Below are 14,499 nucleotides of genomic sequence, written 5' to 3' on the forward strand. Positions count from 1 at the left end.
GGTGGCGGGCGCCGGGTCCTGCGGGTTCCGGCGCCTGACGCATTGACGTAATGATTGCGTCAATCCATCTTTGTCACATGCTGTACCCGTCGCCTGCTCTCCAAGCCGATGACGAGCGAGTTCTGGGCGAGATCGACGAACTTCGCCGCTCGCTGTGTCAACAGGTCCGCCGCACTCCGGCGAAGTGGGCCGAAGGGCTGCGAAAGTTCCTGACCGCCGACGCGGTGGCGGCCTCCAACTCGATCGAGGGCTTCAAGGTCTCCACGGTCGACGTGGAGGACTTGCTCGAGGGCGAGCGCGATGTCGACGTCTCGGAGGAGAACCGCGACGAGACGCTCGCCTACCAGCGGATGACGACCTACGTCCAGACGCTGCACGACGTCGAGAACTTCCGCTACGGCAAGGAGTTCCTCAACGCGCTCCACTGGATGCTGCAGGGGCACCGGCACACCCCGCGAAAACTGGCGGGGCAATGGCGGCGCGGTCCGGTGTACGTGACGGACGCCCGCGACCCCAGCATCGCGGTCTACACGGCGCCCGACGCGACCGACGTGCCGGCGTTGATGGATGAACTGGTCGACTGGCTGAACACCGATGACGGCAGTCATCCGCTGGTGCGGGCCGCCATGGCGCATCTGCATCTCGTGTCCATCCACCCGTGGGCGGACGGGAACGGCCGCATGTCCCGTTCTCTTCAGACGCTGATGATCGCGAGAGAAGGAGAACTGGCCCCCGAGTTCTCCTCGATCGAGGCTTGGCTGGGCCGGCCCGGGAACACCTGGGAGTACTACCGCGAGCTGCAGCACCGCGGCGCGACCTACCGTCCCGACCAGGACGTCTCCGACTGGGTTCGCTTCAACCTCACCGCCTACCACCAGCAGGCGCAGACCGTCCGTGGTCGGTTGGACCGTTCGAGCCGGGTGTGGGTGCTGCTCGGTGAGTTCGCGGAAGCCAGAGGCTTGGAGCAGCGAGTGGTGTCGGCGCTGCACGACGTGGCGATGTCGGGTCGTGTGCGCCGGACGCGGTACGAAAGGGCGGAGGACCTGGGGCTGCAACGAGCCCAACGTGACCTGCGGGACCTGGCCACGGCCGGCGTTCTGGCGTCGGTCGGCCGCACGCGTGCCCGCTTCTACACGGTCGGGCCCGCCTTTCCCGAGCAGGCACTGGAAGCGGCCCGGACCCCGCTGACGCTGACCGATCCGTACCGGCGCTGATCCACTTCGCGCCCCTAGACTTCCACGGCGTGAGAGCTGAGTACCGGGTACTGGGGCCCCTCGAAGTACTGCTCGACGGCGAGCCGGTGGCTGTTCCCGCCGGACGCGGACGAGTGTTGCTCGCCACCTTGCTGTTGCGCGCCAACGAGTTCGTGCCCGTCGACGAACTGGTCGAACGTGTCTGGGACGGCGATCCGCCCGCCCCCGACCGCGCCCACAAGACACTGCAGACGGTCGTGATGCGGTTGCGGCAGTCGCTCGGCGAGGCCAACTGCGTCCGCACGTCGTCGCGCGGCTACTCGGCCGAGGTCGGGGCCGGGCAGCTCGACCTCGCCCGGTTCCGCGAGCTCACCGCCAAGGGGGAGCACCGCGCGGCGCTGGAGTTGTGGCGTGGCCCGGTGCTCGGCAACGTGGCGTCGGACTCGCTGCACCACGAGGACGTGCCGTCGCTGCTGGAGGAGCAGATCGTCGCGCTGGAGCGGCGGATCGACGAGGACCTCGCCCGCGCCACCGACGTGCTGGTGCCGGAGCTGCGGTCGCTGGTGCGGCGGCACCCGTTGCGCGAGACGTTCTGGGCCCAGCTGATGCTCGCGCTGCACCGCGCGGGTCAGCAGGCGGAGGCGCTCGCGACCTACCAGGAGGTCCGCACGCGGCTGGCGGACGAGCTCGGGGTGGATCCCGGCCAACGGTTGCGCGAGGCGCACGAGCAGGTGCTCAGCGGCGAGGTGCCCGCCCAGGTCGTCGTGCCGCGGCAGCTTCCCGCCGTGCCCCCGTACTTCGTCGGGCGCGAGGACGAGCTCACACGGCTGACCGAGATGGCCGAGGCACGGCCAGGGGTGCCCGTGTTGATCTCCGCGATCAACGGCATCGGCGGCATCGGCAAGACGACGCTCGCGCTGCGGTGGGCACACCAGGTCGTCGGTCGCTACCCGGACGGCCAGCTCCACGTCAACCTGCGCGGCTTCGACACGCGCGCCGAGCCGCTCGACCCCTACGTGGTGGTCCGCGACTTCCTCGTGACGCTCGGCGTGCCCGCGCCGACGGTGCGCATCATGTCCGACGACGCGGTGGTCGCCCAGTACCGGTCGATGCTGGCGCAGCGCCGGATGCTGGTGATGCTGGACAACGCGAGGAACGTCGAGCAGGTGCGTCCGCTGCTACCCGGTGGCACCGGCAACCTGGTGCTGGTCACCAGCCGCAACCACCTGAGCGGGCTCGTCGCGCGGGAGGGGGCCCGGCCTGTCGCGCTGGACGTCATGGACGAGCAGGCCGCGACGGACCTGCTCGTCGAACGGATCGGCGCGGCTCGGGCCTCGGCCGAGCAGGACGCTGTCGCGCGGCTGGTCGAACGGTGCGCGGGCCTGCCGCTGGCGCTGGGTGTCGTGGCCGCCCGCGCGGCCTACGGCGACTCGCTCGCGGTGCTCGCGGACGAGCTGGAGCGGGAACGGCTCGACGCGCTCGACATCGACGACCCCACCACCGGTGTCCGCTCCGTCTTCTCCTGGTCACTGCGGTCCATCAGCGAGCCCGCGGGCAGGTTGTTCGTGCTGCTCGGTCTGCATCCGGGGCCGGACTTCGCGGTGGAGGCCGCCGCGAGCCTCACCGCGCTGCCGGTGGAGGAGGCACGGCGGGCGCTGCACGAACTCGTGGCGCGCAGCCTGCTCACCGCGATGGACAACGGACGGTTCTCGCTGCACGACCTGTTGCGGGACTACGCCGCCGAACGCGTGATGGAGATGCCTGAGGAGGAGCGGGGTCTGGCACTGCGCAGGATGCTCGACCACTACCTGCACACCGCGCACGCCTGCTGGCAGCAGCTGCAGTTCAACATCCCTCCGATCGTGACGGAGCCGCCCGCCGCGGGGGTGGTGCTCGAACCGGTCGCGGACGCGGACGAGGCATGGGCGATGTTCGGCGTCGAACACCGGGTGATGCTCAACGCCGCCGAACGCGCGGGTGAGTTCGGAGCGGACGACTTCACCTGGAAGGTGATGTTCGTGATGCACGGCTACCTCTCCCGGGAGGGGTACCTCTACGACGTCGCCGCCGGGCACCGCCGCGGGCTGGCGGCGGCGGAACGGCTCGGCGACTTCCACGCGCAGAGCCTCATGCACCGCAGGCTCGCCGCCACGCTGATCAGCTTCAACGAGTACGACGAGGGGGAGCACCACCTGCGGGAGGCGATCCGGTGCGCGGAGCCCGCCGGTGACGTCCTCGCGGAGGCGCACCTGCGGCGCGGGCTCGCGTTCACCTACGAGAAGCAGGGCCGCTTCGCGGAGGCGCTCGACGTGCTGGCGGACGTTCATCCGCGCATGGAGGGGCACAGCGACAGCTACGAGGTGGGACGGCACCTCGCCGCGTTCGGCAGAGCGCACCACAACACGGGCCAAGGCGCCCGTGCGCTCGAACTCTGCCTGGGCGCGGCCCGGAAGTTCAGCGAGACCGAGTACAACGGCCAGGAAGAGGGGCCTGCGGGCAACCTCGAGACGCTGGGAGACATCTACCGCGGTCTCGGCCGGCACGACGAGGCCATCGAGAGTTACGAGCGGGCGCTGGTGGTGTGGCGGTCGATGCGGGGAGGGACCAACGTCGCCGACTGCCTGCTGATGCTGGGGAGGGCCTTCATCGACGCGGGGCGGCCCGAGCGCGCCCGAGAGGCTCTCACCGAGGGGCTGGACGTCATCGATGCCACGCGGGACGGGCACAACTTCGACGGCCTCACGCTGCAGGAGGCACGGGACCTGCTTGCATCGGTGACAAATGTATGAAGCGAGGTTTGTACCGACCTCCCCGGGGTAATCCTGAGAAAGAGTCCCCACCTGGAGGTGTCATGATCGTCCTCGGTCTCATTCTGCTCGTCGTCGGATGGTTGGTCGGTATCAACATCCTGACGACGCTCGGTGTGGTGCTTCTGGTGATCGGCGCGATCCTCGCCGTTCTCGGCGCGGTCGGCAAGCCGATCGGCGGGCGTGCGCACTACTTCTAAACGCGCACCTAGAGCACCGTTCCCTCCCCCTCGGAAACGGTGAAGGGGCAACCTCCACAAAGGAGGTTGCCCCTTCTTTCGTTCTCACAACGGCTAGACGTTGTTCTTCGTGCGTGCGGCAGCGGCGAACACTCCGAACGCGACCCCCAGCATGCCCAGAGCGGCGACAGCGGCAACAACAAGATCAACAGACATGATCAGAAAAACTCCCTCTTGCGATCTCTCCCGTCCTTATGACGCCGGGGTACCCCAGTTCGTTGCCTCGGGTAACGTTTTCGGGGTGAAACTCCGTGCTGTGGAAGCGCGAGTGCTCTCCGTAGCGCCGTGGCTGTTCGGTTTGTCGGTGCTCGGGCACCTGTTCATGGTCGCGTTCCAGACGAAGATGACCATGATCGACCTGCTGGTCTACCGCAACGGGTCGCCGCACCTGTTCTCCGGCGACCTGTACGAGTGGCGGCTCGACCAGTACGCGGACGTGTTCCCGCTGCCGTTCACCTACCCGCCGTTCGCGGCCGCGATCTTCACGCCGATGAGCTGGGTGCCGTGGGAGGCGTCGCGCTGGATCTGGCAGCTGATCTGCCTGGGGTGCCTCTACTTCATCGTGCGCACCAGCCTGAAGCTGCTGAAGCTCCAGGACCCGCGCCGCGCCATGATGTGGACCGCGCTGACGTTGTGGATCGAGCCGGTCCGCACCACGCTGAACTACGGCCAGATCAACCTGGTGCTGGTCGCGATCCTGATCGGCACGCTCGCGAGCGCGCGCAACTGGGTCGGGGGAGCCGGTGTGGGTTTCGCCGCCGGCATCAAGCTCACGCCCGCGATCTCGGGGCTGTACTTCCTGATCCAGCGCCGCTGGATGGCCGCTGTGTGGTCGTTCGTCGCTTTTGTCGTGGTGTACGGCATCGGCTGGGCCATCTCACCGTCGCAGTCGGACAAGTTCTGGTTCCAGCTGCTCGGTGACGCGAGCCGCGTCGGTCCGGTCGGCAGCGCCATCAACCAGTCACTGCGCGGAGCGTTGAGCCGCACGGTCGGTCACGACGTGAAGACCGGGCCGATCTACATCGTCGCGGTGCTCGTCGCGGCCGCGCTCACGTGGTTCGCCGTCAGCAGGACCAAGGACGTGCTGGCGTTGATCGTCAGCGTCCAGATGCTCGGCCTGCTCGTCTCGCCGATCTCGTGGAGCCACCACTGGGTGTGGATGGTGCCCGCCCTCCTGTGGCTGGTCTACGAGGGCGGCCACCTGCTGTGCAAGATCACCGCCGGCCTGTGGGTGCTGCTGACCGGCGGCTACCTGATCTCGTTCCTGCTGCTCGCCCAGCCGAACATCTGGGACTTCCCGCGACCGTGGATCTTCGTGCTGCTCGGGTGGGGCTATCCCGCCGCGGGCATGCTCACGCTGGTCGCCATCGGGCTAGCAACCAGGCGTGAGCGGAACGAGCTGCTGCCCGGCGATGAGGAAGCTCCCGACGGCGAACCCAGCCGAGTCGCCGGCTGACGCGGGCTTCCAGGAGTTGCGGGCCGCGGTCCAGCCGAGCAGTCCGTCGGCGTCGAGCGCGGTCAGCAACGCCTGCCAGCCCTTCTGCGCATGCGGCAGGTAGGTGGCTCGGTCGAGCACGCCCGCGTTGATGCCCGCCGCGATCGCGTAGGTGATCATCGCGGTGGCCGCCGAGTCCTTGCCCGTAGCGCCCCAGAAGCCGTCGTGGCGTTGCAGGAACTTGAGCGTCTTGAGGCTCTTGGCCAGCGTCTTGGCGTACTCGGCGCGGTAGCGGTGGTCGGCCGGGAGCGCGAGCATCGCCTTGGCCAGGCCCTGCACGGCCCAGCCGTTCGTCTGCGCGTTCAGGCTCCACAGGCCCGTGAACTCGTTGAACGTCCTGGCCTTCAGGCTGCGGTAGGACGTGAACGAGTAGTCGAGCATCGCCTGGTCGTCGTCCGCCAAGGCGACGCGCGTGAACGACGGCAGCGCCATGTTCAGCGCGTCCGGTGAACGCCAGTGGTTCGTCCTCCCGTCCTTCACCTGGGCGTGCAGGTTGTCGCGCAACGGCTGCAGCACCTCTGGCTCCGGGTGGAAGTACGCCACGTCGAGGTACGGCTCGCCGGTCGCCTGCGCGTCCGGGGCGAAGGGGTTCGCGGGGTCGACCGGCAGCAGGTAGGAGTTCGCCTGCACCCACGGCCACGTCTTGTGGTTGCTGATGCCGGTGGTCCGCACCTGGGCGAGGTTGCCGACGTGGAAGCCCGCGTTGGACCAGGTGTTCGCCGCGAGGTCGGAGCCCTTGGTGACCCAGGTGGCACTGGCCTTGATCATCGCGTCCGTCACGGCACACGGTACGGCGTTCGCACCGGCCGGAGTCGCGGTGAGAGTCCCGGTCAGAAGGACGACGAAAAGTGATGTGCGCAACCGCATGAGGGTGTTCCCTCTCCTGTCCGCGGGCGGCGGCAGCGCACATCTTGACCGAATCAGCTCATCGCGTCCAGGACTCCGTCGATCTCTTCGGCGAGAGTCACGTCGAGGGCGGTGATTCCTCCCTTGAAGTGCGTGCTCAGGCGAAATGTCAGTGTCTTGTAACGGATGTCGATGTCCGGGTGGTGGTTGTCGTTCTCCGCGATCTCCGCGATCCGGTTCACGACCATGATCGCGTGGGAGAAGCTCGCCAGCTCCACGGTCCGGACCAGCGCCGCGTCCTGGGCGGTCCAGTCGGGCAGCTTGGGCAGCACGTCGTTCAACTGATCGTCGCTCAACAGCTCGGCCATGTCCTGATCGTCCCACCACGTCACGTAAGCTGCGCGTTTGCCACGGGAGTCCGGTGAAGCGCCGGGCTGAGAGGAGGGCTCGCAAGCCCTCGACCGTCCACCTGATCCGGGTCATACCGGCGTAGGGAGAGATTTGACGTGAGAAGGATTTTCGCTGTTTGTGCTGCTCTCGTGCTGGCCGGGTGTTCGGCCGGGACGTCGACCGCACCGCAGTCGCACGAGGTCACGCTGGTGACCCACGACTCGTTCGTGGTGAAGCCGGAGGTGCTGGAGGAGTTCCAGAAGTCCTCCGGGATCACCGTGAAGCAGCTCGCGAGCGGGGACGCGGGCGAGCTGACGAACAAGCTGGTGCTCACCAAGGCGAACCCGATCGGCGACGTCGCGTTCGGCGTCGACTCGACGTTCGCCTCGCGTGCCTTGAGCGAGGGCGTGTTCGCCGAGTACGCCTCGCCGGAGGCCTCGAAGGGCGCCCAGCGGTACAAGGCCGACGACTCGAACCGGCTCCAGGCCGTCGACGTCGGTGACGTGTGCCTGAACATCGACCCTGCCAAGCTCGGCGGCGTCGAGCCGAAGTCGTACGACGACCTGGTCGACCCGCGGTTCAAGGACAAGCTGGTCGTCGAGAACCCGGCCACGTCCTCGCCCGGTCTCGCGTTCCTGCTCGGCACGATCGCCAAGTACGGCGAGAACGGCTGGCAGGAGTACTGGACCAAGCTCAAGGCCAACGGCGTCAAGGTCGTGAGCGGCTGGGAAGAGGCCTACAACCAGGAGTTCTCCGCCACCAAGGGCGACCGGCCGATCGTCGTGTCGTACGCGTCGTCGCCGTCGGCCGAGGGCGGCAAGACCAAGGCCGTGCTCGACACCTGCTACCGCCAGGTCGAGTACGCGGGCGTGCTGACGGGCGCCAAGAACCCGTCGGACGCGCAGAAGGTCCTCGACTTCCTGCTGGGCGAGAAGTTCCAGGCCCAGGTGGCCGAGCAGATGTACGTCTACCCGTCACGTGAGGGCGTCGCGCTGCCCGAGTCGTGGGCCAAGGACGCCCCGCTGCCGTCCTCGCCGCAGTCGCTGCCCGCGGACAAGGTGAAGGACAACCGCGAAGCGTGGGTCGAGCAGTGGCGCAAGCTCGTGCAGGGCTGAGCTCCCGCACCGGGTGGTCGGCGGCGGCGCTGCTGCCGCTGGCCTTCCTCGGACTGTTCTTCGCGTGGCCCGTGCTGGCGATCGTGTCGCTGGGCCTGCGCGAGGGCGGCGTCCTCTCCGTGCTCTTCGAGGGCGACACCTGGGAGCTGGTCGGGTTCACGCTGGGGCAGGCACTGGCGTCGACGGTCGTGGCGGTCGTCGCCGGGATGCCGCTGGCGTTCGTGCTCGCGCGGTGCCGGATTCGCGGGCTCGGGCTGGTCCGGGCCGCCGTGATGGTGCCGTTCGTGCTGCCGACCGTGGTGGTGGGCCTGGCCTTCCGGACGTTCTGGCCGGACGGCGGCGTGCTGCCGATCGTTCTCGCCAACGCGTTCTTCAACGTCGCCGTGGTCGCGCGGACCGTCGGCGGGCTGTGGGCGCACACGGATCGACGCGCCGAGGACGCGGCCCGGGCTCTCGGTGCCTCGCGGCCGCGGGCGTTCGTCTCGGTCGTGCTGCCGGCGCTGGCACCGGCGATCGGGTCGGCCGCGGCGGTCGTGTTCCTGTTCTGCGCCACAAGTTTCGGCGTCGTGCTGGTGCTGGGCGGGTCGCGGTACCGGACGCTGGAGACCGAGATCTACCTGCGCACGGTCGAGCTGTTCGACCTGTCCGGGGCGGCGGCGTTGTCGCTGCTGCAGTTCGCCGCCGTGCTCGCGGTGCTGGTGCTGGGCGCGCTGGCCCGGCGCCGCCGCGAGACCGCGCTGGCGTTGCGGGGCAGGGAGGAGCTGGCGCGACGGCCGACCGGCGGCGAGTGGTACGTCGTGGCCGCCGCGTTCGCCGTCGTGGCGGCGTTGCTGACGCCGGTGGTCGGGCTGGTGACCCGGTCACTGTCCACACGGGACGGCTGGAGCTTCGCCGGGTACGTGGCCCTGAACACCCGCGGCGACCGCGGCACGCTGGCGGTGACCGGGATCGACGCCGCGGTGAACTCGCTGCGGACGGCCTTCGACGCGACGCTGGTGGCGCTGGTGGTCGGGGTGTTCTCGGCCGTGGTGCTGGTCGGGCTGCGGCGGTCCGGCGCGCGGGTCGCCGAGGTGCTCGACACCGCGTTGATGCTGCCGCTCGGGGTGTCCGCGGTGACGGTCGGCTTCGGTTACCTGATCACGATGGACGCGCTGCCGGGCGACTTCCGCACGTCGCCGATGCTGGTGCCGCTGGCGCAGGCGCTGGTGGTGACGCCGTTGATCGTGAGGATGGTGCTGCCGGTGCTGCGGGCCGTCGACGAACGGCTGCGGCAGGCGGCGGCGACGCTGGGTGCCTCGCCGTCGCGGGTCTGGCGGGAGGTGGACCTGCCGCTGGCCGGGCGAACGCTGGCCGCGGCGGCCGGGTTCGGGTACGTGGTGGCACTGGGGGAGTTCGGGGCGACGAGCTTCCTGGCGAGGCCGGACGCGCCGACGTTGCCGGTGGTGATCGCGCGGCTGATGTCGCGGCCGGGGGAGTTGAACAGCCAGATGGCCTACGCGGCGTGCGCGCTGCTGATGGTCGTGACGGTCGGGTGCGTGCTGCTGATCGAACGGTTGCGCGTGCCGAGCAGCGGGGAGTTCTGATGGCACTGGAACTGGACTCGATCACCGTCCGCTATGGACGGACGGCGGCGGTGTCGGACGTGTCGCTCTCGGTGGCGGACGGCGAGGTCGTCGCGTTGCTCGGACCGTCGGGGTGCGGCAAGTCGACGTTGCTGCGCGCGGTCGCGGGGCTGGAGAAGCCCTCCTCCGGCGCCGTGCGGTGGGATGCCGCCGACCTGGCCGGCGTCCCGGTGCACCGGCGCGAGTTCGGGCTGGTCTTCCAGGACGGGCAGCTGTTCCCGCACCGGACGGTCGCCGGGAACGTGGCGTTCGGCCTGCGGATGCAGAAGGTCGAGCGCGAGGCGCGGGACAAGCGCGTGCTGTCGCTGCTGGAGCTCGTGGGGCTGGAAGGGTATGCCGACCGCCGCGTGACGCAGCTGTCCGGTGGCGAGCAGCAACGCGTCGCGCTGGCACGGGCTCTGGCTCCCTCGCCGCGGTTGCTGCTGATGGACGAACCGCTGTCGGCGCTGGACCGCGCGTTGCGCGAACAGCTCGCGGTCGACCTGGCCCGGCTGCTGCGCGAGGCCGCGACGACGGCGTTGGTCGTGACGCACGACCACGACGAGGCCTTCACGCTGGCCGACCGCGTGGCGATCATGTCGCGCGGCCGGATCGTCCAGGTCGGTCCGCCGGCCGAGGTGTGGTCGTCACCCGTCGACGTGGGGACCGCGAAGTTCCTGGGGTGCAACAAGTTCGTGCCGGGCTCGTTCGTGGGCCTCGACGTCGAGCGGGTCGGGCTGCGCGCCACGGCGTTGCGGGTCGACTCCGACGGGCTGATGGAGGGCACGGTGCTGGAGCGGGTGCACCGGCGCGACCACGTGCGGCTGCTCGTGGAGATCGGCGGCGAGGAGTACGAGGCCGTCGGTCCGGTGTCCGTGGGAGACCGCGTGCGGCTCGCAATTGACTTGGACGGCGTCGCGGTCGTCGGGTAGGCAGTAGGGCCTATGAGCCAACTTGGGGGACGCGTCGCGCTCGTCACGGGTGTGAGCCGGCGTGAAGGCATCGGATACGCCATCGCTTCCAGGCTTTCCGGCCTGGGAGCGGAGCTGTTCCTGCACTACTACCACCCGGTCGATCCGCCGTGGAGTGACGACCCGGTCCGCCAGATCATGGGCGAGTTCGGCGCCAGTTCCTTCGGCATGGATCTCTCGGAGCCGGACGCGGCGGACCTGCTGATGGACGCCGCCGTCGATGCGTACGGCCGCGTCGACGTGCTGATCTGCAACCACGCGCGCGACGGCGGCGACGGCTCGTTGGCCGACGTCGACGCGGCGATGCTCGACGAGCATTACGCCATCAACACGCGGTCGTCGATCCTGCTCGCGAAAGCGTTTGCCCGGCACTGGAACAGGACCGATGGTGGGCGGATCGTGTTCCTGACCTCCGGCCAGAACCTCGGCCCGATGCCTGGGGAGATCGCCTACGCGGCGTCGAAGGGCGCGCTGGCGGCGATCGTGGCGACGTTGTCGCACGAGCTGGCGGACCGGGGCATCACCGTCAACGCGGTGAACCCCGGCCCCACCGACACGGGGTGGGCGGGGCCGGAGCTCACCGAGTTCGTGAACGAGCGGATGCCGGCGAAGCGCTGGGGCCGGCCGGACGACGCCGCCCGGCTGATCTCCTGGCTCTGCACCGACGACGGCGCGTGGATCACCGGCCAGGTGCTGAACAGCGAGGGCGGCTTCCGGCGTTAGCGCCGCGACCTGAAACGTCGGCGGTGAACTCACGCTCAGCAGGATGCCTCGCGGCACCCGCCTAACCGGGAACTCGCTCGGCGACGGTTCAGGCCACGGTGCTAGCTGTCCTTCGTGACCAGCCGCATCGCCGCGAGCCCGACACCGATCAGCAGGTAGCAGCCGGCCAGCAACGTGCTGTCACCGATCTGCCCCAACGGGATCGGGTCGCGCATCACGTCGATCAGCCCCGGGAACCCGGTGGTGATCAGGAACGGGTGCAGCCAGTCCAGCGACGAGAACTGCCCCAGCACCTGGAACACGATGATCGTCGTCATCGTCGCCGCCTGCACCACCAGCGGGTGCTCGGTCGTGGACGAGACGGCGAGGGCGACCGCGCCGATCGCGACCATCTGGAACGTCACCAGCAGGATGAACAACCCGATGCGCAGCAGACCCTCCGCGAAGGAGAGCGTGGTGCCGGACAACGTCATCATGCCGTCGGTGCCGAGGAACGCCGTGCCCGCGATGATGCCGACGACGGCCATCAGCGTGACGGCGAACAACGACATCGCGGTGAGGCCGAACAGCTTCACGAACAGCAGCCGCACGCGGGACACCGGCGCGACCAGCAGGCCGCGCAACGTGCCGTGCTGGGCCTCGCCCGCGAGGCCGTCCGCCGCCCAGATCGACGCCACCAGCGGCAGCAACAGGTTGAGCGACAGGAACAAGGTGAAGATCGGCACGACCATGCCGTTGCCCTGCAGGATCGCGCCGAGGCCGGGAGGCCCGCCGCCACCCTCGTCGGAGCCGGCGGTCCAGATGCCGAAGCTGATGATGATCGGGACGAGGATCAGGCCGAACAACCCGATGAGGGTCCGCGGCCGGCGCAGCATCCAGCGCACCTCGGAGCCGAACTGACGCGTGATCATCGGCGTCCCCCGTCCAGAGTGTCCACAGCGGACATTCCGCGCTCGGCCTCCTCGGCCTCGGTGAGCCGTGCGAACAGCTCCTCCAGACCGGTCTTCCAGCGCGTCGCCTCGAAGACGCGGGCGCCGCCCTTGACCAGGGTCTCAATCACCTGCGGCGCGCTCGTCCCGGCGAGCTCGACCCGGAGGCCGTCGCTGAGCGGTCGTGCGGAGATCTTGGCCTGTCGCAACGCGCTCAACGCGCTCTCGACGTCCGGCGTGATCACCTGGAGCGCCGAACCGCCCGCCTGCAGCAGTTCGGTCAGCTCTCCCTGTGCCACCACGGTTCCGCGGTGCAGCACGGCGACGTGCGTGCACGTCGCCTCGACCTCGCTGAGCAGGTGGCTCGACACCAGCACCGTGCTGCCGGCCGCGTGCAGGTCCGCGATGATCTTGCGGATCTCCCGCGTGCCGGCCGGGTCGAGGCCGTTGGTCGGCTCGTCGAGGACGACGAGCTTGCGCGGCACGAGCAACGCCGCGGCCAGGCCGAGACGTTGCTTCATGCCGAGCGAGTACCCCCGGTACCTGCGGTGGGCCGCCTGGGCGAGCCCGACGCGTTCGATGGCGTCCTCGACCGCCTGCTTGATCTCCTTGCTCGGCAGCAGAGGTTCGAACGCGGCACACCTGACGAGGTTCTCCCGCCCGCTCAGGAACGGGTGGAACCCCGGACCCTCGACCAGCGCGCCCACGTGCGGCAGCGACTTCTCGGCTCCCTCTGGAAGCGGCCTGCCGAGCAGCTCGATCTCCCCCTGCGTGGGGCGGACCAACCCGAGCAGCATCCGGATCGTGGTCGTCTTGCCGGACCCGTTGGGCCCCAGCATGCCGAGCACGGCACCTTCAGGCAGCTCGAGGTCGACGCGGTCCACGGCGACCGTGCTCCCGTACTCCTTGCGCAGTCCCTTGGTCCGCGCGGCGACAGCGGTCTTGGAAGGCGCTGTCACCGGCGCGCTGGTCGAGGTGGTCACTTCACCTGTCCGATCGTGTCGAACAGGACCTGCTCGGGCACGGCGCCCGCGACCACGCGGCCGTCGTCGGCGATCAGGATCGTGGCGACCTTCGTGGTGAAGATCTGACCGCTACCCCAGGCGCCGCTGACCTTCTTGGTGAACTTGTCGACCAGGCCCTGCGCCTCGGCGGGCACCTGGGTCATGGCCTCGGCCGGAATGCGTGCGCCGACGACCGTGTCCCAGCCCGTGCCGAAGATCTGCGGGTCCTTGCCCTGCAGCGCCTGCTCCAAGCCGAGCTCCGGCCTCTGGTCGCGGCCCTGCTTCTCCTCCTTGGCCTCCGGCGTGGTGACCTTGGCCTGCGCCGGCGGCGTGAACTCGAAGAGCTTCGGGTCCTGCGGGCCGACGTTGATCTCGCTGAAGCCGACCGTGCCCGCGGGCTCGGCCGTGCCGTTGGTGAGAACGGCGACGCGCAGCGGCATCTTCAGCTCGGAGTCGACCGCGATCCGCACCTCGCGGACCAGGGTCTTCTCGCTGGCCTTCGGGGTCAGCACGAGCTCGTAGGCGGCACGGTTCGCGACTCGCGCGGTGCCGTCGACGGAGATCTCGCTGAACTCCCTGGTCATCTCGACGACCTGCTTGGCGGCGGTCGCCGGGTCGACCGACTCGGCCTTCTCCGGCTTATCGGCCTTCGGCTCGTCCTTGTGCTCGGCCTTGGTGACCTCGTTGTCCTGCGAGTTCCAGGACCACGTGGTCTTGCCGTCGTTGACGATGGTCTGCTCGGACTGCCCGTTCGGCAGGGCGGCGCGGAACTTGCCGTTGCCGTCCGTCCAGATCCGGGCGCTGTGCTTGCCGTCGGCGAGCTGCGGGATCTGCGAGATCGCCGGGAGACCGAGCTTGTTGTCGACCTCCACGGTCCCGCCGAACGCACCCGGCTTGCTCGTCAGCACCTGTTGCACGAGTGACTCCGCGGACACGTCCGGGAGTGATGGCGGCTGGCCCGCACCCGCTGGCATGGCGAGCAGGCTCAGGCCTGCCACACCGGTGACCACACCGGTCGCCGCAGCGACCAGGGTCACCTTTCGCTTGTTCATCAGTGGTCCCCTCCTCCAAGGGCTTGTACTCACAGCTTGGTGGTGGGTTGCTGAGATGGTGCTGAGACTACTTCTACCTGCGGTTTTCCGCTCGTGGTGAGGTGCTTTCTGAGAGTCGGCTGAGATCTTGCGCG

General features: G+C 69.2%; 13 protein-coding genes. 8 read left to right on the forward strand and 5 right to left on the reverse strand.

Annotated elements, in window-relative coordinates; all coding sequences use genetic code 11:
• The first annotated feature begins 77 nt into the window (after positions 1-77).
• The 4 genes from ACWF7A_RS16785 (at position 78) to ACWF7A_RS16800 (ending at position 5,695) form a co-directional block, all read left to right on the forward strand.
• Positions 78-1,214, forward strand: a complete 1,137-nt coding sequence (locus ACWF7A_RS16785) for a Fic family protein (RefSeq protein ID WP_452251340.1) — start codon at positions 78-80, stop codon at positions 1,212-1,214.
• Positions 1,215-1,243: 29 nt separating this feature from the next.
• A complete protein-coding gene (locus tag ACWF7A_RS16790; RefSeq protein ID WP_452251341.1) occupies positions 1,244-3,982 on the forward strand; it encodes a BTAD domain-containing putative transcriptional regulator in 2,739 nt (912 codons plus the stop codon).
• A 62-nt stretch (positions 3,983-4,044) separates the two neighbouring features.
• The gene (locus tag ACWF7A_RS16795; RefSeq protein WP_189158217.1) at positions 4,045-4,200 is read left to right on the forward strand and encodes a DUF6131 family protein; all 156 of its coding nucleotides are present in this window, start codon (positions 4,045-4,047) and stop codon (positions 4,198-4,200) included.
• 280 nt (positions 4,201-4,480) lie between these two features.
• Positions 4,481-5,695, forward strand: coding sequence for a mannosyltransferase (locus ACWF7A_RS16800; protein ID WP_452251342.1), 1,215 nt, complete (start codon positions 4,481-4,483; stop codon positions 5,693-5,695).
• Here ACWF7A_RS16800 and ACWF7A_RS16805 read toward each other — a convergent pair.
• Positions 5,612-6,595, reverse strand: coding sequence for a glycoside hydrolase family 88 protein (locus ACWF7A_RS16805; protein ID WP_452251343.1), 984 nt, complete (start codon positions 6,593-6,595; stop codon positions 5,612-5,614). The two genes, ACWF7A_RS16800 and ACWF7A_RS16805, sit on opposite strands and share 84 nt — an antisense overlap.
• A 59-nt stretch (positions 6,596-6,654) precedes the next feature.
• On the reverse strand, positions 6,655-6,948 hold the full coding sequence (locus tag ACWF7A_RS16810; RefSeq protein WP_452251344.1) for a 4a-hydroxytetrahydrobiopterin dehydratase: 294 nt from the start codon (positions 6,946-6,948) through the stop codon (positions 6,655-6,657).
• Positions 6,949-7,086: 138 nt separating this feature from the next.
• Between ACWF7A_RS16810 and ACWF7A_RS16815 the strand changes: the two genes are divergently transcribed.
• From ACWF7A_RS16815 to ACWF7A_RS16830, 4 genes are read left to right on the forward strand one after another with little or no spacing between them, the layout of a single operon-like run.
• Complete coding sequence (locus ACWF7A_RS16815; protein ID WP_452251345.1) at positions 7,087-8,085, forward strand: thiamine ABC transporter substrate-binding protein; 999 nt, start codon at positions 7,087-7,089, stop codon at positions 8,083-8,085.
• On the forward strand, positions 8,061-9,668 hold the full coding sequence (locus tag ACWF7A_RS16820; RefSeq protein WP_452251544.1) for an ABC transporter permease: 1,608 nt from the start codon (positions 8,061-8,063) through the stop codon (positions 9,666-9,668). Before ACWF7A_RS16815 ends, ACWF7A_RS16820 begins: the two co-directional genes overlap by 25 nt.
• Positions 9,668-10,618, forward strand: coding sequence for an ABC transporter ATP-binding protein (locus ACWF7A_RS16825; protein ID WP_452251346.1), 951 nt, complete (start codon positions 9,668-9,670; stop codon positions 10,616-10,618). The genes ACWF7A_RS16820 and ACWF7A_RS16825 overlap by 1 nt, the downstream gene beginning before the upstream one ends.
• A 12-nt stretch (positions 10,619-10,630) precedes the next feature.
• Positions 10,631-11,380: an SDR family oxidoreductase gene (locus tag ACWF7A_RS16830; protein ID WP_452251347.1), complete on the forward strand. Its 750-nt coding sequence runs from the start codon at positions 10,631-10,633 to the stop codon at positions 11,378-11,380.
• A gap of 101 nt (positions 11,381-11,481) precedes the next feature.
• Here ACWF7A_RS16830 and ACWF7A_RS16835 read toward each other — a convergent pair whose 3' ends face one another.
• The 3 genes from ACWF7A_RS16835 to ACWF7A_RS16845 are packed head-to-tail and all read right to left on the reverse strand — an operon-like array spanning position 11,482 to position 14,365.
• The gene (locus tag ACWF7A_RS16835; RefSeq protein ID WP_452251348.1) at positions 11,482-12,291 is read right to left on the reverse strand and encodes an ABC transporter permease; all 810 of its coding nucleotides are present in this window, start codon (positions 12,289-12,291) and stop codon (positions 11,482-11,484) included.
• Positions 12,288-13,292, reverse strand: coding sequence for an ABC transporter ATP-binding protein (locus ACWF7A_RS16840; protein WP_452251349.1), 1,005 nt, complete (start codon positions 13,290-13,292; stop codon positions 12,288-12,290). Before ACWF7A_RS16840 ends, ACWF7A_RS16835 begins: the two co-directional genes overlap by 4 nt.
• Positions 13,289-14,365 carry a LolA family protein gene (locus tag ACWF7A_RS16845; RefSeq protein ID WP_452251350.1) on the reverse strand — a complete coding sequence of 359 codons (1,077 nt, stop codon included), beginning with the start codon at positions 14,363-14,365 and terminating at the stop codon, positions 13,289-13,291. Before ACWF7A_RS16845 ends, ACWF7A_RS16840 begins: the two co-directional genes overlap by 4 nt.
• Positions 14,366-14,499: the final 134 nt, after the last annotated feature.

The organism is Lentzea sp. NPDC055074, assembly GCF_053608005.1.

Bases quoted from the DNA above. Each gene is read 5' to 3' on its own strand.
- ACWF7A_RS16825 (WP_452251346.1), top strand. From the start codon at position 9,668: ATGGCACTGGAACTGGACTCGATCACCGTCCGCTATGGACGGACGGCG.
- ACWF7A_RS16785 (WP_452251340.1), top strand. From the start codon at position 78: ATGCTGTACCCGTCGCCTGCTCTCCAAGCCGATGACGAGCGAGTTCTG.
- ACWF7A_RS16835 (WP_452251348.1), bottom strand. From the start codon at position 12,291: ATGATCACGCGTCAGTTCGGCTCCGAGGTGCGCTGGATGCTGCGCCGG.
- ACWF7A_RS16830 (WP_452251347.1), top strand. From the start codon at position 10,631: ATGAGCCAACTTGGGGGACGCGTCGCGCTCGTCACGGGTGTGAGCCGG.
- ACWF7A_RS16810 (WP_452251344.1), bottom strand. From the start codon at position 6,948: ATGGCCGAGCTGTTGAGCGACGATCAGTTGAACGACGTGCTGCCCAAG.
- ACWF7A_RS16845 (WP_452251350.1), bottom strand. From the start codon at position 14,365: ATGAACAAGCGAAAGGTGACCCTGGTCGCTGCGGCGACCGGTGTGGTC.
- ACWF7A_RS16795 (WP_189158217.1), top strand. From the start codon at position 4,045: ATGATCGTCCTCGGTCTCATTCTGCTCGTCGTCGGATGGTTGGTCGGT.